Origin of the sequence: Woronichinia naegeliana WA131 (assembly GCA_025370055.1) — a bacterium.
GTDB classification, from domain to species: domain Bacteria; phylum Cyanobacteriota; class Cyanobacteriia; order Cyanobacteriales; family Microcystaceae; genus Woronichinia; species Woronichinia naegeliana.
The window spans coordinates 6,344,888-6,369,626 of record CP073041.1; the positions used below are offsets into that span (position 1 = coordinate 6,344,888).

A 24,739-nucleotide genomic window follows, 5' to 3' on the forward strand; every position below is an offset into this window, starting at 1 on the left:
AATCCGTTCACTAGGGTAGCCATGGGATGGTAATCATTGGTGTCAACTTAAGCCAAAATGCCTACTCACAAAAGATTAGCCTAAAAGCAGGCGGAAGTAAGAGTAGGCTGAAAAAAAGGTTAGTATATAAAAAAGTGAGCAAAAAACAAATGGCAAGACAACATCCTCGGAGAAAAGGAAACCCAGACTTACGTCGTAAGACAAATCAGCCAGGGGTAGAAATCCCTGAAATAACAAAAGAGTTGTTTGAATTACTAGAACCCACAATGTTTACACCATTAAAATATTTACAGGGAACTCATGAGAAAATGATGAGAGATAGGGTGTTAAATTTACCAGTAATGGTGGCATTAGTGTTAAGTATAGTGTATCGTCAAATAGCGGGTATAAGTGAAGCGGTAAGACTGTTAGAGGAAGAGGGATTGCTATGGGTAGCATCATTAAAAGTAAGCAAACAGGCAGTATCAAAAAGAATGATGAATGTGCCAGCCGAAATATTTGCAATATTACTAAAGGTAGTGTTAGAAAAAGCAGCCGAAAAAGGGAAGAAGCTCCAAGTAGGAGAAAAATGGGAAAAAATAAGAGAAAAGTTTAGTGCAGTGTGGATAGCAGATGGCTCAACGCTAGAGCAGATAAGGAAAAATATGAAAATAAGTAAAGAAGAAAAGAGTAAATTGGGGGGTAAAATAATGATGGTAGTGGAAGCCTTTACCCAAAGACCCGTTACTTTATGGTACACAGAAAATGATAAAATATGGTGTGAAGAATTGGCAGCTAAATTACCAGAAAATGGTTTAATTCTCGTAGATATGGGATTTTTTAGCTTTGTGTGGTTTGATTTGTTAACAGAAGCTAAAAAGTTTTTTCTAACCAGATTTAGAGCGGGTACATCTTACAAAACCAAACAAGTATTGTCTCAAGGTAGTCATTACAGAGATGAGATTATCATTATGGGAAATTACCGTTCTAATCCTTGCAAGCATCCGGTGAGATTAGTCTCAGTATTATGGGGAACAATCTGGTATCAGTATTTAACAAATGTGTTGTCTCCCGAACAACTGTCCGCCGAAGAGGTCTGTGATTTATATCGAAGACGATGGACAATCGAAGAAGCCTTTTTATTAACGAAAAGACTTTTAGGACTAGCCTATTTATGGGTAGGGAATAAGAATGGTGTCCAAATCCAGATTATTTGCACTTTGATTTTCTATACGGTCTTAAATCAATTGGTAGGGGAAGTGGCGATTGCTCTAAATCAACCGAAAGAAAAAATCTCAGTAGAGATGGTGTTTCGGAGTCTATACTATGTAGCGAAGGCTATTGCTAGAGGAGAAAAGCCTGATACAGTAACCTATCTGGCTGAACGTGCTAAGTTATTTGGTTTGGTCAAAGCTGAGAGAAAGCGACATCGAGAAAAGGCCGCTCTCAATCAACAAATTTGGGAACCCATTCCTTTAAGTTGACACGGATGGATGGTAATGTCCGAAACCATCGAGGAAAATTAGCCCAAATCCCCTGGGGTAACTCTAAGGCGAGAATTTGAAGTAGCCCTAAAGCAATGGCATTAAGGTTAACAAAACGCTCAAAGGCTTCTACCTTGTTTAAAATCTGAGTCTGAACAGCTTGTGGATAGTCACTGAGGATAAGATTGCTGGGCCAGGTAGGTAAAGTAGGAAGACTCTTAAGCCAAAAACGATAGGCAAAGCTGCCCAAAAGATGGACTAATTGACGAAAAGTGACTTCAATCTTAAATCGGAGACCGTAAGCGGCAATAATCTCAGGTCCAGTCAAACAGAGATCAGTAGAAAGCAGAATCAGTCGTCGTCCGTTAGGCAATTGGGTCAGAACAAACTTGACGAGCTGATGGGGACTATCCCAGTGGAACTCAAAGCACTGATAAGAAACCGTGACTTGTTGACCATAGAGCCAGACTTTAGCTGTCGGAAAGTCCGCCGCCAGAGCGAACAGCTTTTCTAGTTTTATCGGGTGTGACCTTTAGTTGATGAAGGAAAAGACAAGTGTTAACATGAGATGAAAAGTGACAAAGAGGAAACAATGATGACAGCAAAACTAATTAATGTAGAGGGTTCAAAGATAAAAATAGAACTAACATTAGAACTCAGTCGTTCAATGTTGGATACAGAAATAAATATTCAAAAAGGCTTAAACGAAGTAGGTTGCATCGCCAGCAAAGAAGCCTTGAAATATTTAGATACAGATGGTTCACCCTTAAAAATCGGTGAAGAAATCTGGAAGAGTAAGGGAGAGCAACCGAAAGAATATCAAACACCTTATGGTGAGGTTATAGTGAATCGTCATGTATATCAGCGTTCAGTAGGAGGAAAAACGTATTGCCCCTTAGAAAGAGAAGCAAGGATAATCATAACATCAACGCCATTATTGGCAAAACAGGTATCCTCAAAAATGTCAGGGATGGCAGGCAAAGAGGCGAAAAATGATTTATTAGAAAATCATGGTAGAAAAGTAGCGCTATCCTATATCCAAAGATTGAGTGAAGCAGTAGGAAGTGTGGTACAGGCAAAAGAAGAAGCGTGGAGTTATGCCCCGCCCAAGGAGGATAGCCAAATTGCAACAGTGGGAATAGGATTAGATGGAACCTGTATGCTGATGTGTGAGGATGGCTACCGTGAAGCAATGGTGGGAACCGTTTCCCTATACGATAGTGAAGGCGAACGTCAACCTACAATCTATCTAGGTGCGGCACCAGAGTATGGAAAAAAGAGTTTTCTAGAAAGATTAGAAAGAGAAATTGAGCGAGCGAAAAACCGTTATCCAGAGGCAACATTGGTCGGGATAGCAGACGGGGCAGAATCAAATTGGAAGTTTTTAGAAAAGCAAACGGAAGAACAGATATTAGATTTCTATCATGCCTCTGGTTACTTAGGTGCCTTGGCAGAAGCGTTGCATCCGAATACCGTGTCAAAACAAAAAGAATGGTTGACTGAAAATTGTCGAGAACTCAAGCATGAAAAAGGAAAAGCAGGAGAACTGCTAAATCTGATGAAAGAAGTCAAAGAAGAAAAAAGTCATTCTAAGAATCTTACCGAGAAACTACTAGCGGCGATTACTTATTACGAGAATCATCAGCATCAAATGGATTATGCTGAATACATAGAGAAAAAGTATCCGATTGGTTCAGGTGTTATGGAAGCAGCTTGTAAGACGTTGGTCAAACAACGATTATGTTGTTCAGGGATGCGATGGAAGGAAAAAGGAGCAGGAATTATTTTGAGCCTACGAGCTTTGGTATTGACCAAGGAACGATGGAGTCAATTTTGGGCAAAACTTGATCAATATGGGTTCCCTGTAGAACCCTGATTACAACAGCTTTTATCAACTAAAGGTCGCACCCGTTTTATCGAACTCCCCCAAATCCGTGGTCGTCCTCTCCCCGTCAGCGTCGGCACGGAACAAAAGGGGGCATAGGCGACGGTGGAGCAACGCACTCTTGTGATTAGATGCAAGGCGTTCTGGCGAAAACTTTTGAGCACTGGTTCGCAAGCAAAATAAGCATCCAAAATTACATAACTCCCTGCCTCTGCGTAAGTAACACAAAGGTCAGCCATTTTTGTCACCAGGCTCGTCTTCACCTTTTTTTTGCCTTTTCCCTCCCCCTTCTCGGTTGCTTTGGACTTGATGCCATCGTCTAGCCGCAACACTAAGGGCAAGGCAAAGCAGGCTTTCCCTACTCCCACCAAAATACTCAAGGCATTGAAGTAATGACCCCTTATCCACTCTGGCTTGGACACATCTTCCGATTCTTGGTGTAGTCGTTTTACACCTGGCATCTTGCGTCCTTCTTTCCCCACTTTGATGCCATCACCCACATACACCCGTTTCCCTTTAATTCTGTATAGACTTTCATGCTGACTTAGCCACTTTGACCATTGTAAAGTTAGTCCTTCGACGCTAAACGCCTTGGAATCAAACCAATGTAGAGCCTGATTGTAGTAGCTCTCTGTTCAGCCAATGGCATTGACATAGCTAGTTATTGCGCTGGGTTGGCTGTTGAGCACTACTCCCCAGACTAACAGGATAAACCATTGGAACGTTGCTTCTCGGCTAAAGGCTGGACGGAGATTATTGAGGATTTGCTCTAGTCGCTGACATAGTTGCATAATTGATAGATAGCACTGGCTATCGATTTTCTTATATCAGCCAGTTTCGGACATAACGGCACTCTTTTGTATCGGATGTCCGATTTTCTTTTCTCCACTTACACGCCTCGAGAACTTCCCACTGTCCAGTCACTAAGGCGTATAAAAATAATGTCTCTTGTAATCCTGATAATTTCTTTTCCCAATTCAATATTGTTGTTTTCGCGTAGCCGAATACTCGGGCTGCTGCATTTAATCCTATTCCTTCCATTCTGGCTTTTAATACTTTTACAATTTCACTTAATGGGGTTTCTAAGCCAGCGATTACGCTACCATAAGTCTCAGCAAAACAAGAACTACATTCTTGACAAATGAACATTTTACGTTCCCCGTTACCTTTCGTTTGATAATGAGAATGTATTTTTACGTTTTCACTATAGCAATGAGGACAGTTTTTCTGAAATAAGGCTTCCTCTTTCTCTTGGGGTAAGCCAATATCACTTAGGAGGTCAATTGAGCTTTTATTCTATGTTGACATTGCTTTCTGTTTTCGCTTTCTTTAATATAATGACAATAATAATAGTATAACAAAAACGGGAATATGTCCAGTCGTAAGTTATTTTCTATTTTCTCAAACTCTTACACCATAACTTTTTCTAGCTTTGATCACACGATACCAGTACCAATATAGTAAAAATAGAAAAAGTAGTCAAGAGGCTGAGAAATGATTAAGTTAGAATTTACGGAAGAAGACAAAAGACTGTTGTCTTACGGTCGGTTTAATCACCCGCATCCTAGAGTACAGCTAAAGATGGAAGTTTTATGGTTAAAAAGTCAGGGATTATCTCATCAAAAAATTGCTCAATTCGCAGGAGTTTCAGTAAATACGGTGACAAGCTATATCCGTGATTATCAAGAGGGCGGGATAGAAAAACTAAAAGAAATAAAATTTAATCGCCCGAAAAGCGAGTTAACAGAGCATCAAGGGACAATTGAGGCATATTTTGAGTCAAATCCACCAGCAAGAATAAATGAAGCAGTAAAAAGAATAGAAGAATTAACGGGAATAAAAAGAAGTCCAACGCAAGTCAGAAAATTTTTAAAGTCAATAGGAATGAGGTGTCTAAAGGTGGGAACAATTCCATCAAAAGCAGATGTAGAAGCTCAGGATAGCTATAGGAAAAAAGAGCTAGAACCAAGGCTAGAAGAGGCAAAAGCAGGAAAAAGGGCAGTTTTCTTTGTAGATGCCTCTCATTTTGTAATGGGAGCATTTGTAAATTTTATATGGTGCTTCAAGAGGATTTTTATTAAGTCACCATCAGGGAGAAAACGTTTTAATGTGTTAGGAGCATTAAATGCAATTACCCATGAAGTAATTATGGTAACGAACAGTTCTTATATTACGGGAACTCAGGTTTGTGAACTCCTAGAAAAGATAGCAGAATTAGGACTATTAATACCGATTACGTTGGTATTAGACAATGCTCGTTATCAAAAATGCCGAATTGTGCAGGAGTTGGCAGAATCATTAGGAATAGAGTTACTGTACTTACCTCCTTATTCTCCTAACTTGAATTTAATTGAAAGACTGTGGAAGTTTGTGAAGAAGAAGTGTTTATACGCAAAATATTATGAAGATTTTACGCAGTTTTCTGCAGCAATTTCAGGATGTCTTGAAGATGCTAACGTAAAATATAAGGAGGAGCTTGATTCTTTGCTCACCTTACGATTTCAACGCTTTGATAAATCTCAGATTATGAACGTTTGAAGTATAGCACGTTCAGCCAGATAGGTTACTGTATCAGGCTTTTCTCCTCTAGCAATAGCCTTCGCTACATAGTATAGACTCCGAAACACCATCTCTACTGAGATTTTTTCTTTCGGTTGATTTAGAGCAATCGCCACTTCCCCTACCAATTGATTTAAGACCGTATAGAAAATCAAAGTGCAAATAATCTGGATTTGGACACCATTCTTATTCCCTACCCATAAATAGGCTAGTCCTAAAAGTCTTTTCGTTAATAAAAAGGCTTCTTCGATTGTCCATCGTCTTCGATATAAATCACAGACCTCTTCGGCGGACAGTTGTTCGGGAGACAACACATTTGTTAAATACTGATACCAGATTGTTCCCCATAATACTGAGACTAATCTCACCGGATGCTTGCAAGGATTAGAACGGTAATTTCCCATAATGATAATCTCATCTCTGTAATGACTACCTTGAGACAATACTTGTTTGGTTTTGTAAGATGTACCCGCTCTAAATCTGGTTAGAAAAAACTTTTTAGCTTCTGTTAACAAATCAAACCACACAAAGCTAAAAAATCCCATATCTACGAGAATTAAACCATTTTCTGGTAATTTAGCTGCCAATTCTTCACACCATATTTTATCATTTGATTTATCATTTTCTGTGTACCATAAAGTAACGGGTCTTTGGGTAAAGGCTTCCACTACCATCATTATTTTACCCCCCAATTTACTCTTTTCTTCTTTACTTATTTTCATATTTTTCCTTATCTGCTCTAGCGTTTAGCCATCTGCTATCCACACTGCACTAAACTTTTCTCTTATTTTTTCCCATTTTTCTCCTACTTGGAGCTTCTTCCCTTTTTCGGCTGCTTTTTCTAACACTTCTTTTAGTAATATTGCAAATATTTCGGCTGGCACATTCATCATTCTTTTTGATACTGCCTGTTTGCTTACTTTTAATGATGCTACCCATAGCAATCCCTCTTCCTCTAACAGTCTTACCGCTTCACTTATACCCGCTATTTGACGGGGTGCGACCTTTAGTTGATAAAAGCTGTTGTAATCAGGGTTCTACAGGGAACCCATATTGATCAAGTTTTGCCCAAAATTGACTCCATCGTTCCTTGGTCAATACCAAAGCTCGTAGGCTCAAAATAATTCCTGCTCCTTTTTCCTTCCATCGCATCCCTGAACAACATAATCGTTGTTTGACCAACGTCTTACAAGCTGCTTCCGTAACACCTGAACCAATCGGATACTTTTTCTCTAAGTATTCAGCATAATCCATTTGATGCTGATGATTCTCGTAATAAGTAATCGCCGCTTGTAGTTTCTCGGTAAGATTCTTAGAATGACTTTTTTCTTCTTTGACTTCTTTCATCAGATTTAGCAGTTCTCCTGCTTTTCCTTTTTCATGCTTGAGTTCTCGACAATTTTCAGTCAACCATTCTTTTTGTTTTGACACGGTATTCGGATGCAACGCTTCTGCCAAGGCACCTAAGTAACCAGAGGCATGATAGAAATCTAATATCTGTTCTTCCGTTTGCTTTTCTAAAAACTTCCAATTTGATTCTGCCCCGTCTGCTATCCCGACCAATGTTGCCTCTGGATAACGGTTTTTCGCTCGCTCAATTTCTCTTTCTAATCTTTCTAGAAAACTCTTTTTTCCATACTCTGGTGCCGCACCTAGATAGATTGTAGGTTGACGTTCGCCTTCACTATCGTATAGGGAAACGGTTCCCACCATTGCTTCACGGTAGCCATCCTCACACATCAGCATACAGGTTCCATCTAATCCTATTCCCACTGTTGCAATTTGGCTATCCTCCTTGGGCGGGGCATAACTCCACGCTTCTTCTTTTGCCTGTACCACACTTCCTACTGCTTCACTCAATCTTTGGATATAGGATAGCGCTACTTTTCTACCATGATTTTCTAATAAATCATTTTTCACCTCTTTGCCTGCCATCCCTGACATTTTTGAGGATACCTGTTTTGCCAATAATGGCGTTGATGTTATGATTATCCTTGCTTCTCTTTCTAAGGGGCAATACGTTTTTCCTCAAAGGTGAACGCTGATATACATGACGATTCACTATAACCTCACCATAAGGTGTTTGATATTCTTTCGGTTGCTCTCCCTTACTCTTCCAGATTTCTTCACCGATTTTTAAGGGTGAACCATCTGTATCTAAATATTTCAAGGCTTCTTTGCTGGCGATGCAACCTACTTCGTTTAAGCCTTTTTGAATATTTATTTCTGTATCCAACATTGAACGACTGAGTTCTAATGTTAGTTCTATTTTTATCTTTGAACCCTCTACATTAATTAGTTTTGCTGTCATCATTGTTTCCTCTTTGTCACTTTTCATCCCATGTTAACACTTTTCTTTTCCTTCATCAACTAAAGGTCACACCCATTTGACGATACACTATACTTAACACTAATGCCACCATTACTGGTAAATTTAATACCCTATCTCTCATCATTTTCTCATGAGTTCCCTGTAAATATTTTAATGGTGTAAACATTGTGGGTTCTAGTAATTCAAACAACTCTTTTGTTATTTCAGGGATTTCTACCCCTGGCTGATTTGTCTTACGACGTAAGTCTGGGTTTCCTTTTCTCCGAGGATGTTGTCTTGCCATTTGTTTTTTGCTCACTTTTTTATATACTAACCTTTTTTTCAGCCTACTCTTACTTCCGCCTGCTTTTAGGCTAATCTTTTGTGAGTAGGCATTTTGGCTTAAGTTGACACCAATGATTGCGTTCGCCCTTTGGATAAGTTGCCTTAAAGACGATCATGATCTAAGTTCTTTACAAAAACTAGGGATTGCTTAATATTGGTATAGCCATTTTTTTCATAGAATAAGTGAGTCTCCTGACGTTTGATATTAGAATAAAGCATTATTCCTGCACAACCAAGCTGATTGGCCCATTGTTCAATAGACTGGATTAATGCTTGGCCAATGCCCTGATTCCGATAGTTTTCATCTACTACTAAACCCCAAAGAATGACTTGATTGGAAAGCATTAATAAATCGGTGACAGAAGCATGACCCCATACAACCACATAGTCATTAATTACAGTGGCAACGTAGAGAATATGGGCAGCATTACTTTGAATTTTTTAAGACGCTGTTCTATCTGTTTGAGAGTAGAACTATAGCCCAATTGTTCAGATAGCATCCGTGTTCTATCGGCATCTTGAATGTGGGATTGCCTAATGTCAAAAGGTTCATTAATAGGGAATTTCTCGTTCATAACCTGTTACAGTACTTTGTCGTTAAATTCCGTACAAGGCAAGGACATAATATATTATGTCCCTACAAAGGTTTTACGCCAAAACTATCGGGTTGCAACGTCATACACCTCCTGTTCAATATCTACCTCGACAATATAAGGTTCAATAGGACGTTTAAAAAATTCCATATTCCCTGAATCAGCTTTTTTTAGGTGAACATGACCTAAGTACAGGACAAAAGGCTTGAAAAGTATAAGAGAAAGGGGTTTCATGGAAGATGAACGTAATGTAAGAAAACCCATGAACCAATATAACGCATTGAAACGGGTGTGACCTTTAGTTGATGAAGGAAAAGAAAAGTGTTAACATGGGATGAAAAGTGACAAAGAGGAAACAATGATGACAGCAAAACTAATTAATGTAGAGGGTTCAAAGATAAAAATAGAACTAACATTAGAACTCAGTCGTTCAATGTTGGATACAGAAATAAATATTCAAAAAGGCTTAAACGAAGTAGGTTGCATCGCCAGCAAAGAAGCCTTGAAATATTTAGATACAGATGGTTCACCCTTAAAAATCGGTGAAGAAATCTGGAAGAGTAAGGGAGAGCAACCGAAAGAATATCAAACACCTTATGGTGAGGTTATAGTGAATCGTCATGTATATCAGCGTTCAGTAGGAGGAAAAACGTATTGCCCCTTAGAAAGAGAAGCAAGGATAATCATAACATCAACGCCATTATTGGCAAAACAGGTATCCTCAAAAATGTCAGGGATGGCAGGCAAAGAGGTGAAAAATGATTTATTAGAAAATCATGGTAGAAAAGTAGCGCTATCCTATATCCAAAGATTGAGTGAAGCAGTAGGAAGTGTGGTACAGGCAAAAGAAGAAGCGTGGAGTTATGCCCCGCCCAAGGAGGATAGCCAAATTGCAACAGTGGGAATAGGATTAGATGGAACCTGTATGCTGATGTGTGAGGATGGCTACCGTGAAGCAATGGTGAGAACCGTTTCCCTATACGATAGTGAGGGAGAACGTCAACATACAATCTATCTAGGTGCGGCACCAGAGTATGGAAAAAAGAGTTTTCTAGAAAGATTAGAAAGAGAAATTGAGCGAGCGAAAAACCGTTATCCAGAGGCAACATTGGTCGGGATAGCAGACGGGGCAGAATCAAATTGGAAGTTTTTAGAAAAGCAAACGGAAGAACAGATATTAGATTTCTATCATGCCTCTGGTTACTTAGGTGCCTTGGCAGAAGCGTTGCATCCTAATACAGTGTCAAAACAAAAAGAATGGTTGACTGAAAATTGTCGAGAACTCAAGCATGAAAAAGGAAAAGCAGGAGAACTGCTAAATCTGATGAAAGAAGTCAAAGAAGAAAAAAGTCATTCTAAGAATCTTACCGAGAAACTACAAGCGGCGATTACTTATTACGAGAATCATCAGCATCAAATGGATTATGCTGAATACATAGAGAAAAAGTATCCGATTGGTTCAGGTGTTACGGAAGCAGCTTGTAAGACGTTGGTCAAACAACGATTATGTTGTTCAGGGATGCGATGGAAGGAAAAAGGAGCAGGAATTATTTTGAGCCTACGAGCTTTGGTATTGACCAAGGAACGATGGAGTCAATTTTGGGCAAAACTTGATCAATATGGGTTCCCTGTAGAACCCTGATTACAACAGCTTTTATCAACTAAAGGTCGCACCCATTGAAACAAGCCCTAAAACCCCATTTGGGATGGCATGGTGCCAGACTCTCCTTCCTAGCCTTGTTCTTACTCGCCCTCCTCAAAGTGAAAACGGTTAACCTTAAAGAATTGGCCCTGGGTTTTGAAGGTCGGGCATTGGTGGATTCTCATTACAAACGCTTACAACGCTTTTTCTCAGGATTTGAGCTGGATTACCATCACATTGCCCGTATTGTAGTCAGTTGGCTGGATATCCCTCAACCTTGGGTATTAAGTATTGACCGCACAACCTGGGAGTTTGGCAGTCATGGTTATAATATCCTCACTGTCGGCATTGTCCATGAAGGAGTAGCCATTCCCATCTTGTGGTGGATGCTTAGCAAGAAAAAGGGCAATTCTAACAGTGATGAACGAATGCGTTTTATCGAGGAGATGCTCAAGATTTTTCCCACCGCCCTGATTCGTTGTTTATGTGGCGACCGTGAGTTTATTGGTCAGGCTTGGCTTCGCTATCTTCTGCTCGAACCGCTACTGGCTTTCTGTCTGAGAATTCGGGCTACGGACAAGATTGAGCACAATGGCAAGCTTTTGGCCGCCAAAGTCATTTTTGCCCATCTTGCTATTGGTGAATCTCAACGTCTTCAAGGGAGTTGTCGGGTTTGGGGATATCCTGTTTCTGTAGAGGCTCTTCGCTTGCCTGATAATTCTCTACTCATCGTCATTGGACATCCCGATTCCCAAGGTCTTATTCACGATTATGCCCTGCGTTGGGGCATTGAAACCCTTTTTGGCATCTTTAAGACTCGTGGCTTTTGCTTGGAATCTACTCACTTTACTGACCCCAAGCGTCTTCGTAAGCTTTTGGCTTTACTGACTTTAGCTTTGGCTTGGTCTCTCAAAACTGGTCTAGCAATTCATCATCTTCATCCCATTCCCCTCAAGAAACATGGTCGCCTAGCGCAGAGTCTTTTTCGTCTTGGTTTTGACCATCTTCGTCATCTTGTTCTTAATCCTTCTCTACCCAATTTTTCTCTTTTTCTCGACTCCCTACATTTTTTGTCCTGTACTTAGGAACATGACAGAACCATTCCTCATTATTTTTATCGGGATAATCCAAACAATAATGATATAAACCCCAACGACTTTCCTTGCGAAAGAGAGAAGCTTTAGCGGCCATTTCTGCACAATCTCGAATAAAATACAGGCACTGGTATCGTCTAGCTAGAAGCTACAAACGTTGCAATACGGGAGGTTCAAGAAATCAGGCGAATTTGGAGTAAGTCCTCCCAAGTAAACCCTTTTTCAATTATACCGAGAGCTACAGCAGGAACTTTTCTCTTCTCTAGTCGTAAAATGGCTGCGAACAAAGTTATGAACCATCCAGAAAATATCTAGGACTCGCTGTAATCCCACAACAGATTTAGCATAAGTATTTGTACGACGACGAAAGGCAGATAAATAGCGTCGGATAGCACTATTAAATGCCTCAACGTGGTTGGCATGGACGTCCTTTTCTTCTGGTTTTTCTGTTGTCTCAGGATGTTCTGGTTTCGGAGTTTCTACTTTCTTGAGTTTACCCTCAGAATCTCGACGTTTACTACTCTTATTTTTTAGTCTTACCACCATACCCTTCGGTAATACTTTGGTGGGACGACCTCGCTTTCCAGTCCTTAATACTTCGTGACAAATATCAAATAGCAGTTGACTATATCGCTTTTCTCCATCTGTAAATAACTGGAGAGATTCTGCACTCCTTTCAAATAATTCCGCTACCGTCATCATTGCTTCTAGAAATAATTTCTGCTCTTTTCGACCACATTTTAAATGCCAAATAAAGCGGCTTGCCCTGTCCATGAGAACGATTGTCCACCCCTCAGAGGCACTTGCTTCTTTATTTTTTCCAACTTTTGTGTATAGTTCATCCCCTTCTATTACTAATTTAACAAATTCATTCACTAAGGCGTATAAAAATAATGTCTCTTGTAATCCTGATAATTTCTTTTCCCAATTCAATATTGTTGTTTTCGCGTAGCCGAATGCTCGGGCTGCTGCATTTAATCCTATTCCTTCCATTCTGGCTTTTAATACTTTTACAATTTCACTTAATGGGGTTTCTAAGCCAGCGATTACGCTACCATAAGTCTCAGCAAAACAAGAACTACATTCTTGACAAATGAACATTTTACGTTCCCCGTTACCTTTCGTTTGATAATGAGAATGTATTTTTACGTTTTCACTATAGCAATGAGGACAGTTTTTCTTGAATAAGGCATCCTCTTTCTCTTGGCACAAGCCAACATCATTCAGGATTTTCATAGAGCTTTTCTTTAATATTGACATTGTTTTCTGTTTTCTTCTTCTTTGATATAATGACAATAATAATAGTATAATAAAAACGGGCCGATGTCTAGTCTTAAACTATTTTTCTATTTTCTCAAAGCCTTACACCATAACTTTTTCCAACTTTGATCAGACGATACCAGTTCCGCTAGTTGAAAAACGCCCAACTACACCGACAGGAGTTTGTAGATTAACGGCTGTTCCTGCAATGATGTATTTTGATCCTCTGGGATCATCCTTTTCAACCCGAACAATACGGCCATTTAAAATTGCCGTTTCTACATCCATGATGGTTAGATAGTCTTCAGCCATTTCTTCCATTGCATGGGCTGACATATCGTATTGTTGGAATCGAATTTTTTGGCGGATACGTTCAATGTCGTTGTTCGGCAAGAGCTAGGCTTAGTTATAATTGGCTGATAATAGCAAAATTGATCGCATCTTATCAAGATAATCTTATTTTAAAGAGGAGATCCCAGTTCTCACAGCAATTCTCAGTTTTAGACACAGCAAGCCTTTTAGGGATTTAAAGAACATTTCAAAGGGGGTTTTTGGGGCAATCCTAGGCGTACTATTGCGCCTAAAAGCCTGAAGACTCGTAAAATGAACTTGTTAATCCCGTTGAATTTTACCCCGTATTACGCGAACTAAAACCTGAAACTCTTGCTACAGCGCAAATTTAGAATTGCTGCAGTTCTCAATCCCATTATTTAAGGCGATCACGGTTCCCAACCCTGTGTTAAAAAGATGATCGCAGTTCTCTATCCCATGTTTAAAGGTGATCGCAGTTCTCTATCACGTTTTACAGAGGCGATCGCCGTTTCTTATCCTGTTTTAAAGAGCGATCGCTATCTTTTGCTAGAATATGGTTAGATTCTGACCTTACCCAGTAGCTCTTAAATCGTGAACTTTGAAATTATTAGCGAAATTTCGCAAGTTGAGATTATTGCTGTTGGGCGTTCTATTCGGGATCTACCCCGTTTGAATAAAACCTATGGTTCAGGAAGATGGCGCAAATTAAAAGGTATCGCCACTATCCGTCTTGCTAATGGCAGTATTCGTCTAGCGGAATTACATTGGTACGAAGCTCATGGTATCGGCAAGCTGGAAATCAAACGAAAATGTTATCTCGATTAATAGGAGAAACTATGTCTAATCAACTTCCTCGCTTTGTAGTTTGTATTAATAATACTGACTATCCTGCGTCTTTGGAACGCCATAAAATTTATCAAGTAATTCCCGATCGCGGTATCGAAGCAGATGGAGATTTACGCATTATTGATGAGAGTGGAGAAGATTATATCTATCCTGCCAGTTACTTTGTTATGATCGAAGTTCCTCAATTATTGGCAGAATCTTTATTACAGGTGGCATAGTGGCGATCGCTTTTTAACTTGAGGTTTAAGGGGTGATCGCAATCTATTATTCAACACCTTAATCTATGCTAATTCTAAATGTGTAACTGGAATTCTTTCTGTTTTTTCAGGAGTTTTTGTACCAGTGGCTACAGCATGGACAGTATGCAGTATTTCAGCAGAATAATACCGATTGCCACAGCTATTACACACACCAATCGTCACGTCTTCAAGAATGACAAAACCATCTCGATGTTTGAAGGCTTCACGTTTAATCAAACGAGGTTTAACCGTTCCTTCACAGTATTCGCATTGATAGTCGTACATGGATTTAGCCCTCAAATTTGGTGATTTCATAAACTGTAATAATCAAATAACGTCCGCTAGTTGAAAAACGCCCAACTACACCGACAGGAGTTTGTAGATTAACGGCTGTTCCTGCAACGATGTATTTTGATCCTCTGGGATCATCCTTTTCAACCCGAACAATACGGCCATTTAAAATTGCCGTTTCTACGTCCATGATGGTTAGATAGTCTTCAGCCATTTCTTCCATTGCATGGGCTGACATATCGTATTGTTGGAATCGAATTTTTTGGCGGATACGTTCAATGTCGTTGTTCGGCACGAGCTAGGTTTAGTTATAATTAGCTGATAATAGCAAAATTGATCGCATCTTATCCAGATAATCTCATTTTAAAGAGGTGATCGCAGTTCTCAACCCCATTATTTAAGGCGATCGCAGTTCACTCTAACATTTTTAAAGGCGATCACACTGCCAGTAAAGGAAGTTGGGATGTTATTATGTTTAACGGTTGTTCTAAGTTAGGGGAGTTAGACCGATGCCTACCGTAACAGAAAACGATATTAAAGAAATTAAAGATTTGATTGTTGTCCAATCGGCTCAAATTGCGAATATTCAAAGTCAATTCACAGATTTTTAAACTCAGATTACCGATAACATTCCGTTACTGAAATTTCAAATTTAATTTTTTACCTACAAAATCATGAAACTATTTCGACGAAATTTTTCCATAAATATTCCTAAAAGCAAATCATGGGTTCCTAGAAGCAAATCATGGTGGTTATCTATTATTCTTTTTGTTATTTCCATTTTGTTGATCGTAATTCCAGCTCACCTAATCGAACAAAAATACGCTCAAGAGACTTTCATTACTCATTCTGCAACTGGCATTATCAAGAAAAAAATACTACTTACCATATTGTTTACCATTGGCTCGGCTATTTTTTCCTCATGGGTTTATTTCGTTTGGTTTCAAAAAATCATTGCTAAACAAGAAGAATTAGAACAAAAAGCAGCAGAAAAAATCCCATTTAGCAAACGTGAATTTATCGAAAAAATAGAGGATTCAAAATCAAATACCAGTATTATTATAATGGAAACATGGACTGAGCTATTGCTTGATGATCTTGGAGAAAAGTTTGAAAAGGCAATTATGAAGCTTTTTAATCATGAAAACTGTGGATTAAAAATTTTACTCCTTGATCCAGAGAAAGACGACTTGGTTAGAGAAAGACAAAATGCTTTAAATTCAGGGAAAAAACCGTCAGAATATATAAATGTTAAAGAAAAAATTTGTTTAAGTTTAAAAAAGATTGAATCTATTATTGATAAACTTGATGAAAAACATAAAGATAGACTGGAGGGAAAGCTTTATCAAACACCACCTTCTGTTGCGATTTATGCAGAGCAAACTGAGCTACGCGTAACCTTTTTTAAGCTGGGCAAACTGACAACATCAGATGATGTTATAAAGTTTGAGCGAGAATCTGATGGGGGTAGATTTTTCCTTGAACATTTTAATATGGTATGGAATCAGGAAAAAAGCATAAATATGTTAAAGATATTTTATCTCTCAGTAGAATACAATGCTAAACAATTTGACAAAATAAAATACGTTGTTTATGAGGAAACATATTATTTGTATAATTTGGCACTACAGTATAGCTTGCTTAATAATAGAAGTCAAAGCACTTTATTTTTTAACAATGAGGAATACTCTTTTGAGTTTTTACACGACGAACAAATTGCAGAACTTTTTTATAATAAATATTCAGGTTTAGGCAGTGGCATTCTATTAATTCGTTTGTTCAGACCAGATAGCGTCTAGAGCAAATTTACGGTAGCATTCCTAAATCTTAATAAATCAATTTGTTCAATTAACCGCCGAAAATTTTCATAAGTTTCCCCAGAATCAATTAGATACTCAGCTTTTTCTACTCCTTTACGAAGTTGGTTAATTAAATTCATTTCAGATTCGACAACACCATCATTGGCAACTAAAAGCAGAGAAGTGTTTGCAACTAAAAAATCTCTTGCTCCCTGTAAATTTTCTTTTTTACCGCGTAAAACTCGAATAAAAGTATCTCTCTCTTTCTTCAGTTCTTGCTCTTGAATAGTTGTATAATTTGCACGTTCTAATCCAATATCTTCAGGGGAAAATTCTGCGAATTGTGTCGTTTCAGAATCTATTTTTATGACTAGATTGTTAGGAAGGTTTATAGATGTATCTACATAGGTATTAGAAATTTCATCAATGCCATCATAACAGTGAGCAATAACGCCTTTACTGTTAAGATGAAGATAAATTCCAAGCACATAAGGAAGCATTTTTAAATGGCAAACCCCTGTTGAATGATGAACAGGATTGAGAACTTGTGCATTAGGAGAAACAATTTTAAAAATATCTATGCTGGTTTTTAAATCGAGATTTTTCACAACTTCTTGCCAAGCTCTAGTACCTTGTTGATAGCTATAATTAATTTGCTCAACACTTTTATTCCATAATTTTCTTCTAGCGTTTCTGAGTGAATCAGAGTAAGGAAAACCCAAATAATCAAGGGGAATATAAGCAAAACCATATTTACGAAGTAAATTATTTAAAAAATCAGCATTAATTTGAAATTGATCATACCCAAATTCTTTGATTGCCTGATTACTACCATGTAAAGAAGTTACATTTTTTGTTCCAGTCTTACAGATTTTAACTAAAGGTGCTGCAATGATACAAGCTGCGGTCGTTGCGTGCATAGTCTTAATTAAATCACCACCACTTCCAAAAGCATGGTCATGGGGAATCAAATTAAGCTGATGTTCATCCTCTTTAAGAAAATTAGTGACTTTACGACGCAAGTGATCTACTAGAATATTGACCTGCCTAAAACCGATCTTGCCATTGCCTGGCTCTAAACGAAGTAAAAACTCCAGAATTTCTTGCTCATTTTTTGTAGGATCACTACAAGCATCAAAAATATTTATGAGTTCTACTGTGTCAAGGGGGCTAAGACGATTTTCATTTTCGAGGAACTGTGCAAATACAGGCTTTAACGTTCCTAACTTATCTAACACCCTTGCCTTCTCAGCTTCAGACGCATCAGAGTAAATTAGCCTTAGCTCACTTTTACTAATTGTGGATAAAAAAGCAGTCATAGCAACAATAGGTTTTGCAGTTTGAATAAGGCACTAACGCCATTGTAACTTAAGTTCGTTCAAAACCTTTCATATTTGGTTTTAATATTATGACCAATAATGAGATTCGCTATTTTAGAGAACCCCTTCCTGATGTAATCTTGTTGCCAAAGTAGGTGTTTCAGCCCCAAAGCGTGGTGCGATCGCCATCGCGGTGGGGTGCGTTAATGAAATGTAACACGCCTTGTTTTGTTTGAATGAAAGCATTTTCAGAGTAGATTCCAATCAGTGAGATCGCCTAGTGCCGCCAAGTGGTAGCAATCATCAAAAAAAAGATCGCCGATTAGTTGATAATTGTTCATTGAAAAAGCGATCGCCTGATTAAACTCTAAACTCTGAATCCCAGTAGCGATCGTTTACACATTAAGGCATAATTTTGAGAAAAATCGTGAGCTAAACGCCTGATTTAGTCAGAAATATTGATGTCTAGACTATAGTTTGCCACTTCATTGCGACGAGCGGCATTTCGCATCAAATAAACTCGCACTTTGTAGTCACCCGTTTTAGGAAGTGTGCCTTCAAATTGGTTGCCATCATTGGAGCTATTAAATATCGCAACATTCGTTTCACCAGGAGCAATCAAATTAAAGTAAGCAGAACTATTTTTGCTTCCCAGGCTGATGTTCGCTGATTGACCTTTGCGAGCATTAATCACATAATCAACCGTTTGATCGCCCTTAATGCTACCTTTGATAACTTTGCTACTCGCTCCAGATTTAAATTGAACTCGTTCGGTACGGATATTACTTTCCGCCAGGGTGACAGCAGGAGTAACCACAACAAGACTGGTAATAAGTAAGGAAGCTGATAATTTGGAATTTAACATGGATGAATGGGAATAACGTGTGGACAATTGAGATTAACAACTTAAAAAACAGTACTAGCCTTTGTCACCGTACATAACGCTACCTTTTTTCACTGTGCCATTTTTGGTTAATGCTTTTTAATCATATAGTTTAAGACGGCGATCGCTTTTTTGAATTTTGTTTAAGCAGCGATCGCCCTTGATCACATCTACGGTTTTACAGCCCGTTATTTTTTATTTCTTAAAGTCTGCCTTCATCCGTTATAGAGAAAATATAATTATAAAACTCATCCCCTGTTTTTTTGTTGATGACGGTTACATGGCTTGTGCTTTTATCATAGATCACTCTTACTTGTCGATCTTCTCCAATGAATATATTGCCAGAAGTTCTTTTTAATGTTCCTTTAAATTTGAACTCAGCATCTTTGATGGTAACGGCAATTTGATCACGACTTTTTTTCGTCATGGTTGTTATCGGTGCTTGGGCCACAATTAGAGGTGATGCTTGGAGAGTGTCAGCTTTAACGGTTGAAATAATTCCCCCAGTGGTTAATGAAATAACACTAGCGGTAGCGAATACAATGGATGCTTTTTGAATGATGTTCATATCAATACGAAAAAGTCTGATAAGCGGAAAAATTAAACCTTGTTTCCCTCAGACGTTATTTTAATCACAATGTTCCATTCCCGATGATTCAGAATCTGAGCGTGATCGCTTTTTTGAATTTTGTTTAAGCAGCGATCGCCCTTGATAATGTATTAATTCTTAAAGCCCGTTACTTCTTGGCACAGTGAGTACTGGAGTCGGAAACAAATGATACCAAGATTTTCAATGCTTCCGACTTCCATACATATCTTAGGGGGGATTTTAGGCTCTATTCCCTAGACAGTTTTTCTCTCTAAAGATCACCTTCGGAGCCAGTGTAACTAACACCCTGTACCCGTCCATTTTTGTCTGATAAGCACGACCAAGGCTCTTTGACATTGGGTACTCGAATCGTTACTCCGATACCTGCTTCAGCACCTTTGACATCAATAACCGAAAGCTTACTGGGTTTGAGATCAACCTTCTTGGCCACAGCACTTAAGCAGGCAGATTCGGCTTTACTGGTACTAGAATGGGAGCCACTGGAATGGGAATTTGAATTACTTGATGCGGCTGTTGCTTCCGAGCAAATCCCGTTGTTTCGACCTGGCCCCGTGTAAGATACGCTGGGTGTACCATCAGGGTTAATGGAGAGAGAAATAGTGACTCCAGAACCCTTTGCTTCGTAGTAATTTTCATTGAATACTTTTAGTTTTGCCTCCTTGCCATTAATGTAAATAGGGCCATGCTCGTCAGCATGAACCTCAATTTTGCCAGGGCAAGTGTAGTTAAGTTGAGGAATAGCAGCAACACTGACGGTGGCGGTAATGGCAATCTGAGCAGCCGCAACAGTAAGAGCGGAGGAAGCAATGGAAATCTTGTTCATGGTGTTTGTTATTTTGTTGAAGAAATTCAATTTTTTTGAGGTTTTTGAGAGGATAAAGTCGGGATTTTACTGAGCAAGTGCGACAGGAACAATCTTAGATCAATCATCAACATTATATTGGATATTGATATTATAACTTTGATTGGAAATCCAGTAAATTTGATTAATCTTGTTCACAATTAGCCACGTTGATACCTGCTTCAGTCCCTTTTACGTTAATAACAGAAAGCTGACTCGTTTTAAGATTAACCTTTGCTGGGTGAGCAAATCCCGTTGTTTCGACCTGGCCCTGTATAGGATACACTTGGTGTACCATCAGGATTGATCGAAATAGAAATCGTCACACTCGACCCTTTTGCTTCATAGTAATTTTTATTAAATACTTTTAGCTTTGCTTGTTTACCATTGATGAAAACAGGGCCACCTTGATCAGCATGAACATGGATTTTTCCAGGACAGGTATAGTTGAGTTGAGGAATTGCTGCAAGGCTGGCAGTGGCAGTAATTACAATTTGAGCAGCCGCAATGGTAAAAGCAGAGGTAGCAATTAATAGCTTGTTCATAGGGAGTGTTTCTGAGTTTTAACTATTTTCAGAAAAATCATCCAAGACAAATAGTAATGTTAATGGAATGAAGACTTTTTGACAATTTTGGGATGACAATTTTGGAAATGTACAAAGTAACTAAGTTGGGAACAATCGAACCGCAAAATTTATCAGTATTTCCGATAAACTCGATTAATTTTGCTCACAATGAAGCCTTTTGCTTGTATATCCCTCGCTACAATGACGGCGATCGCCCTTTTGGGTTTCCTTCTAAAGTTGTAAGTTGCAAGTCAAGTATAGTTATAAAGCATAAATGCTGTTCCAGCGTTTCCTTTCATGCTTTTAGCAGCAGCGTTGATTTTTCACTCGATACTCATGGCTTTGTCTTCTTTTAGTTTTAGGCAGTGCTCTTGTGGATAAGACTAATCGCAACGAGCGGACGGACTGCTTTCTAAAAATGCGATCCACAGGTCTAGAACATAAACTTTTTTTCATCATGCGGACGGAGAGACTCGAACTCTCACATCAAGGATACTAGAACCTAAATCTAGCGCGTCTACCAATTCCGCCACGTCCGCAGGCGTTTCTTTAACACTATACCGAACTTTGTCCCGATTAACTAGCCTATGACCATTAATTTACCTGTCCCGACTCTGAAAATTGCTGTTGTAGGAGATATTCATGACCAGTGGGAAGAACTCGATAATTTAGCATTGCAAGCTCTAGCCGTTGATTTAGTGCTGTTTGTGGGAGATTTGGGCAATGAATCCCTCTCGGTTGTCCGACTGATTGCCGATTTGCCCTTGCCCAAGGCGGTCATTTTGGGGAATCACGATGCTTGGTACACAGCCTCCGATTGGGGACGCAAACAAGCTCCCTACGACCATGCTAAGGAAGATCGGGTACAAACCCAGTTAGATTGGCTAGGGGAAACCGAAGTCGGTTATGGCAAGTTAGATTTCCCACAATTTCAACTTTCGGTGGTGGGGAGTCGCCCCTTTAGTTGGGGTGGGCCAGAGTGGAAAAGTAAGCGGTTTCTGCGCGATCGCTATGGGGTCAGGAACTTTCAGGAATCGGCAGATAAAATTATTTCCCAAGTTCAGGCCAGTTATCATCAAAACCTTATTTTTCTCGGCCATAACGGCCCCTACGGTTTAGGGCATCAGGCAGAAGCAATCTGTGGTCGGGATTGGCCGCCCTTTGGCATTGATCATGGTGATCCCGATCTAGCAGAGGCGATCGCGGCCAGTCATAATCTCGGCAAAAAAATTCCCTTTGTCACCTTTGGTCATATGCACCACCGTTTGCGCCATACTCAGACCCACCTACGCACTAGGGTTGTTCGGGATGATCACGGCACTGTTTATCTCAATGCAGCTTCAGTTCCCCGCATTCTTAACCATAACGGTGATCGCCTTTGTAATTTTTCGATTGTCACCTTTAGTCATAATCAAGTTCAGCAAATTGATCTGATCTGGGTTAACCAACATTTCGATATAAAAAGTGAGGAATTACTCTATACTCCCTATGCTACAATGATGACTGGTTAACCTCTGGAGAGGTGGCAGAGTGGTCGATCGCACCCGACTTGAAATCGGGAGACTAGCAATAGTCCGGAGGTTCAAATCCTCTCCTCTCCGTTATTTTTGCCTAGGCTAAACGCCTTCAATCCAGGCAACGCCAGCAAAAACATAAAACAGCATTCCCCCGATCGCGGTAATTTGACGTTCGGAAATGCGTCCGGCGATGAATTTGCCTCCTAATACGGCAATCAAGGCACAGATGGTATGACCCAGGATCGCGCCCAGGATTACGCCCCAAACTTGATTGGAAGCTGCTAAAGCAATCGTCGCAATTTGAGTGCGATCGCCCCATTCCGCAATGAAGGTTAAAATAAAACTCTCTAAAAAAATGCCCCAACTTTGGGAATAGCGTTTAAGGTTTTTATCACTTTTTTCAATGGCCTCTTCTGCTTCTTCTAAAATTGCCAGATTTGGCTCGTCGGACATTTTCCAGGCATCGACTAAGAGTTTAGTTCCAAAGAGTAAGAATAGGAATATTTCGGCGTAATAAACATAGACCTTCGGCAAAAAAGCGATCGCTTGGCCGATGAGAACCGATAACAAGGTCATCGCCACCAACGCAGAAACCACTCCCGCAAAAACCCAACGTCGCGGGTAACGGGTGGCCAAGATCAGACCAATAAAAAAGGTCTTATCCCCTAATTCAGAGATGGTAATTAATAATAAAGAAGCCGTAAACGCAGTTAACATCGACTCAAACTCCATCAGGATTGATAACATTCACTTTCTGAGATGAGCTTGAGGAACTGCCCAAACACTCCACCCAAGCTCACCCTAAAGATGAACCCAAGTGAAGGTCTCGCTTTCAGATCAAAGAACTGATTACCTGAACCAGGCATGATGCCAGTATGTTGACTCAGGAACCTAGACAATGAATATCTAGCAGCTACTCCCCTTCAAATTCTATTGGAAATTTAGACTATCATAATTTAATGGCAATGACAAGGGAAATCAAGATTATTTTTTTTACAAGATCTCCTCATTATATTTTCATTTTTCTTTCACAAAATTTCTGGATTTTTCAACTCAATCCATTGATACTTTGGGGTTCTTCGGTATTTGTTATGCCAAATATGAGGTTATCTACTCCAGAAACCATGTGGGTACATCCCGGATAAAGTAGTACATAGAATCTGGGGTAAAATGGAAAAAAACTGATGAGCGAAAAAAGTATGTTACCGATTCCCCCAGAAGAAAAAGCACTGTTAAAACAGCATCTCACCGAATCAGCCCGTATCCTGCGCAAATATACGGAACCAGAGAAACAGAAGGACTTTGGAAGCATCGAAGTAGAAGTCAGAACCCAGATGTTAGAAATTGTGGGGCCAACAATGGGGGAGTTTTTTTTTCAGAAGGGGGAAAAAAACGGTCTGGAAACAAGCGAAAAATCAAAACCCTAGTCGGAGAAGTGGAAATAAGCCAAAAACAAGCCAGAAAACTAAAGGTGTCGCCAAAAATCGTCTTAAGTCCAGGTTTAGAGAAATGCTGTCTAAGAGCCAGTGCGAAAACATCCTACCAACAAGCAGAAGAAGATATAGAGGAGTTGATGGGGATAAAAGTAGGACATAGCAGTTTACATCGCTTGGTAGAACGGACAGAACTGCCCTTAGCTCAAGCTCAGTCAGAGAGTGCGGGGGTCAGTATAGATGGGGGAAAGATTTGTCTGCGGGGCGAGGAGAAGGAAGGGGGACAGTGGCGAGATTATAAACTGGTGAGTCTTCATGGCAATGTCTGTGAAGCCTTTTTCCAAGACCCAGAGGGCTTAAAGAATTGGAGCAATGTTCAACCTTTGTCCCCAATAGTGACCTTTTTGGGAGATGGTCATCCCGGAATCTGGAATGCGGTAGAGAGTTTCGCCACTCAATCGTGGCTGATACGACGAGAGGTGTTGGATTGGTATCATCTCAAGGAGAATCTGTTCAAAGTGGGTGGCTCTCTCAAACGGCTAGAAGCAGTGGAGCATTTACTGTGGCGGGGTTTTGTGAACAAGGCAATAGATGCGTTTGATGGAGTCAAAAGCAAGAGGGCAAAGAATTTTCAAGCCTATTTGACGAAGCATTATCAGCGTATCCCTGATTACCAATACTATCAACAGCTTGGTATTGTGATTGGTTCTGGTGATGTGGAGTCTAAGATTAAACAGGTGGGAGCTAGGGTTAAATTGTCGGGAGCACGTTGGCATCTTCATAATGTTTCTCGTATTCTTCGGCTACGATGTGCTTATCTCAATCACTCTCCTCTTTTGAGTGTCAATGTATTATCTTAAGTCTCCTCTTTTGAGTGTCAATGTATTATCTTAAGTGGGATGCACCCAACCATGTCCAGAGAGGGTTTCCT

General features: G+C 39.6%; 29 protein-coding genes, 2 tRNA genes and 2 pseudogenes. 12 read left to right on the forward strand and 21 right to left on the reverse strand.

What is annotated here, in order from left to right:
- The first annotated feature begins 149 nt into the window (after window positions 1-149).
- A complete protein-coding gene (locus KA717_32105) occupies window positions 150-1,463 on the forward strand; it encodes an IS4 family transposase (protein ID UXE64837.1) in 1,314 nt (437 codons plus the stop codon).
- On the opposite strand, the gene KA717_32110 is transcribed toward KA717_32105, so the two are convergent.
- Window positions 1,426-1,836 (reverse strand): hypothetical protein, encoded by a 411-nt coding sequence (locus KA717_32110; GenBank protein ID UXE60225.1) that lies wholly within the window; start codon window positions 1,834-1,836, stop codon window positions 1,426-1,428. The genes KA717_32105 and KA717_32110 overlap by 38 nt on opposite strands.
- Window positions 1,837-2,058: 222 nt before the next feature.
- Between KA717_32110 and KA717_32115 the strand changes: the two genes are divergently transcribed.
- Complete coding sequence (locus KA717_32115) at window positions 2,059-3,339, forward strand: ISKra4 family transposase (protein ID UXE64838.1); 1,281 nt, start codon at window positions 2,059-2,061, stop codon at window positions 3,337-3,339.
- Here KA717_32115 and KA717_32120 read toward each other — a convergent pair.
- The 3 genes from KA717_32120 to KA717_32130 form a co-directional block, all read right to left on the reverse strand.
- Window positions 3,312-3,854: a transposase gene (locus KA717_32120; protein UXE60226.1), complete on the reverse strand. Its 543-nt coding sequence runs from the start codon at window positions 3,852-3,854 to the stop codon at window positions 3,312-3,314. The genes KA717_32115 and KA717_32120 overlap by 28 nt on opposite strands.
- A gap of 129 nt (window positions 3,855-3,983) precedes the next feature.
- Window positions 3,984-4,139: a hypothetical protein gene (locus tag KA717_32125; GenBank protein ID UXE60227.1), complete on the reverse strand. Its 156-nt coding sequence runs from the start codon at window positions 4,137-4,139 to the stop codon at window positions 3,984-3,986.
- A gap of 31 nt (window positions 4,140-4,170) precedes the next feature.
- A complete protein-coding gene (locus KA717_32130; GenBank protein ID UXE60228.1) occupies window positions 4,171-4,497 on the reverse strand; it encodes a hypothetical protein in 327 nt (108 codons plus the stop codon).
- A 345-nt stretch (window positions 4,498-4,842) separates the two neighbouring features.
- Here KA717_32130 and KA717_32135 point away from each other — a divergent pair, with 345 nt between their 5' ends.
- On the forward strand, window positions 4,843-5,886 hold the full coding sequence (locus KA717_32135; protein ID UXE60229.1) for an IS630 family transposase: 1,044 nt from the start codon (window positions 4,843-4,845) through the stop codon (window positions 5,884-5,886).
- Here KA717_32135 and KA717_32140 read toward each other — a convergent pair.
- The 5 genes and pseudogenes from KA717_32140 to KA717_32160 all read right to left on the reverse strand — a co-directional run bounded on the left by KA717_32140 (window position 5,868) and on the right by KA717_32160 (window position 8,947).
- On the reverse strand, window positions 5,868-6,629 hold the full coding sequence (locus KA717_32140; GenBank protein UXE60230.1) for an IS4 family transposase: 762 nt from the start codon (window positions 6,627-6,629) through the stop codon (window positions 5,868-5,870). The two genes, KA717_32135 and KA717_32140, sit on opposite strands and share 19 nt — an antisense overlap.
- A 24-nt stretch (window positions 6,630-6,653) precedes the next feature.
- Window positions 6,654-6,851, reverse strand: a complete 198-nt coding sequence (locus tag KA717_32145) for a hypothetical protein (GenBank protein ID UXE60231.1) — start codon at window positions 6,849-6,851, stop codon at window positions 6,654-6,656.
- Between the two features lie 85 nt (window positions 6,852-6,936).
- A pseudogene (locus tag KA717_32150) lies at window positions 6,937-8,218 on the reverse strand (ISKra4 family transposase).
- Window positions 8,219-8,273: 55 nt separating this feature from the next.
- On the reverse strand, window positions 8,274-8,537 hold the full coding sequence (locus tag KA717_32155; protein UXE60232.1) for a hypothetical protein: 264 nt from the start codon (window positions 8,535-8,537) through the stop codon (window positions 8,274-8,276).
- A 128-nt stretch (window positions 8,538-8,665) separates the two neighbouring features.
- Window positions 8,666-8,947 (reverse strand): GNAT family N-acetyltransferase, encoded by a 282-nt coding sequence (locus KA717_32160; GenBank protein ID UXE60233.1) that lies wholly within the window; start codon window positions 8,945-8,947, stop codon window positions 8,666-8,668.
- Window positions 8,948-9,517: 570 nt separating this feature from the next.
- Between KA717_32160 and KA717_32165 the strand changes: the two genes are divergently transcribed.
- Both KA717_32165 and KA717_32170 read left to right on the forward strand, forming a co-directional pair.
- Window positions 9,518-10,798 (forward strand): ISKra4 family transposase, encoded by a 1,281-nt coding sequence (locus tag KA717_32165; protein UXE64839.1) that lies wholly within the window; start codon window positions 9,518-9,520, stop codon window positions 10,796-10,798.
- Between the two features lie 35 nt (window positions 10,799-10,833).
- Entirely contained in the window at window positions 10,834-11,883 is a 1,050-nt protein-coding gene (locus tag KA717_32170; GenBank protein UXE60234.1) for an IS4 family transposase, read from the forward strand.
- Here the strand turns inward: KA717_32170 and KA717_32175 are convergent.
- The 3 genes and pseudogenes from KA717_32175 to KA717_32185 form a co-directional block, all read right to left on the reverse strand.
- Window positions 11,819-11,989 carry a hypothetical protein gene (locus tag KA717_32175; GenBank protein UXE60235.1) on the reverse strand — a complete coding sequence of 57 codons (171 nt, stop codon included), beginning with the start codon at window positions 11,987-11,989 and terminating at the stop codon, window positions 11,819-11,821. The genes KA717_32170 and KA717_32175 overlap by 65 nt on opposite strands.
- A gap of 76 nt (window positions 11,990-12,065) precedes the next feature.
- Window positions 12,066-13,104: pseudogene (locus KA717_32180) on the reverse strand (IS1 family transposase).
- 177 nt (window positions 13,105-13,281) lie between these two features.
- A complete protein-coding gene (locus KA717_32185; protein UXE60236.1) occupies window positions 13,282-13,473 on the reverse strand; it encodes a DUF4258 domain-containing protein in 192 nt (63 codons plus the stop codon).
- Window positions 13,474-14,055: 582 nt separating this feature from the next.
- Between KA717_32185 and KA717_32190 the strand changes: the two genes are divergently transcribed.
- Together KA717_32190 and KA717_32195 are read left to right on the forward strand one after the other, a co-directional pair.
- Window positions 14,056-14,289, forward strand: a complete 234-nt coding sequence (locus tag KA717_32190) for a hypothetical protein (protein ID UXE60237.1) — start codon at window positions 14,056-14,058, stop codon at window positions 14,287-14,289.
- An 11-nt stretch (window positions 14,290-14,300) separates the two neighbouring features.
- Window positions 14,301-14,528 (forward strand): hypothetical protein, encoded by a 228-nt coding sequence (locus KA717_32195; protein ID UXE60238.1) that lies wholly within the window; start codon window positions 14,301-14,303, stop codon window positions 14,526-14,528.
- Window positions 14,529-14,591: 63 nt separating this feature from the next.
- Here KA717_32195 and KA717_32200 read toward each other — a convergent pair whose 3' ends face one another.
- Together KA717_32200 and KA717_32205 are read right to left on the reverse strand one after the other, a co-directional pair.
- Entirely contained in the window at window positions 14,592-14,834 is a 243-nt protein-coding gene (locus KA717_32200) for a YgiT-type zinc finger protein (GenBank protein ID UXE60239.1), read from the reverse strand.
- A 4-nt stretch (window positions 14,835-14,838) separates the two neighbouring features.
- A complete protein-coding gene (locus KA717_32205; protein ID UXE60240.1) occupies window positions 14,839-15,063 on the reverse strand; it encodes a DUF4258 domain-containing protein in 225 nt (74 codons plus the stop codon).
- Between the two features lie 451 nt (window positions 15,064-15,514).
- Here KA717_32205 and KA717_32210 point away from each other — a divergent pair, with 451 nt between their 5' ends.
- Window positions 15,515-16,639: a hypothetical protein gene (locus KA717_32210; protein UXE60241.1), complete on the forward strand. Its 1,125-nt coding sequence runs from the start codon at window positions 15,515-15,517 to the stop codon at window positions 16,637-16,639.
- Here the strand turns inward: KA717_32210 and KA717_32215 are convergent.
- The 6 genes from KA717_32215 to KA717_32240 form a co-directional block, all read right to left on the reverse strand.
- Window positions 16,636-17,958: a hypothetical protein gene (locus KA717_32215; protein ID UXE60242.1), complete on the reverse strand. Its 1,323-nt coding sequence runs from the start codon at window positions 17,956-17,958 to the stop codon at window positions 16,636-16,638. The genes KA717_32210 and KA717_32215 overlap by 4 nt on opposite strands.
- Window positions 17,959-18,403: 445 nt before the next feature.
- Window positions 18,404-18,823: a hypothetical protein gene (locus KA717_32220; protein ID UXE60243.1), complete on the reverse strand. Its 420-nt coding sequence runs from the start codon at window positions 18,821-18,823 to the stop codon at window positions 18,404-18,406.
- Between the two features lie 220 nt (window positions 18,824-19,043).
- Window positions 19,044-19,409: a hypothetical protein gene (locus KA717_32225; GenBank protein ID UXE60244.1), complete on the reverse strand. Its 366-nt coding sequence runs from the start codon at window positions 19,407-19,409 to the stop codon at window positions 19,044-19,046.
- A 292-nt stretch (window positions 19,410-19,701) separates the two neighbouring features.
- Window positions 19,702-20,274 carry a hypothetical protein gene (locus tag KA717_32230; GenBank protein UXE60245.1) on the reverse strand — a complete coding sequence of 191 codons (573 nt, stop codon included), beginning with the start codon at window positions 20,272-20,274 and terminating at the stop codon, window positions 19,702-19,704.
- Window positions 20,275-20,519: 245 nt separating this feature from the next.
- Window positions 20,520-20,837 (reverse strand): hypothetical protein, encoded by a 318-nt coding sequence (locus KA717_32235; GenBank protein UXE60246.1) that lies wholly within the window; start codon window positions 20,835-20,837, stop codon window positions 20,520-20,522.
- Window positions 20,838-21,316: 479 nt separating this feature from the next.
- A tRNA-Leu gene (locus tag KA717_32240) sits at window positions 21,317-21,397 on the reverse strand.
- Window positions 21,398-21,445: 48 nt separating this feature from the next.
- Here KA717_32240 and KA717_32245 point away from each other — a divergent pair.
- Both KA717_32245 and KA717_32250 read left to right on the forward strand, forming a co-directional pair.
- Entirely contained in the window at window positions 21,446-22,369 is a 924-nt protein-coding gene (locus KA717_32245; GenBank protein ID UXE60247.1) for a TIGR04168 family protein, read from the forward strand.
- 5 nt (window positions 22,370-22,374) lie between these two features.
- Window positions 22,375-22,459, forward strand: a tRNA-Ser gene (locus KA717_32250).
- A gap of 15 nt (window positions 22,460-22,474) precedes the next feature.
- On the opposite strand, the gene KA717_32255 is transcribed toward KA717_32250, so the two are convergent.
- Window positions 22,475-23,092 carry a TMEM165/GDT1 family protein gene (locus KA717_32255; GenBank protein ID UXE60248.1) on the reverse strand — a complete coding sequence of 206 codons (618 nt, stop codon included), beginning with the start codon at window positions 23,090-23,092 and terminating at the stop codon, window positions 22,475-22,477.
- Window positions 23,093-23,559: 467 nt separating this feature from the next.
- On the opposite strand from KA717_32255, the gene KA717_32260 reads away from it, so the two are divergent.
- Both KA717_32260 and KA717_32265 read left to right on the forward strand, forming a co-directional pair.
- The gene (locus tag KA717_32260; GenBank protein UXE60249.1) at window positions 23,560-23,802 is read left to right on the forward strand and encodes a hypothetical protein; all 243 of its coding nucleotides are present in this window, start codon (window positions 23,560-23,562) and stop codon (window positions 23,800-23,802) included.
- Window positions 23,790-24,668: an ISKra4 family transposase gene (locus tag KA717_32265; GenBank protein UXE64840.1), complete on the forward strand. Its 879-nt coding sequence runs from the start codon at window positions 23,790-23,792 to the stop codon at window positions 24,666-24,668. The genes KA717_32260 and KA717_32265 overlap by 13 nt, the downstream gene beginning before the upstream one ends.
- Window positions 24,669-24,739 lie beyond the last annotated feature (71 nt).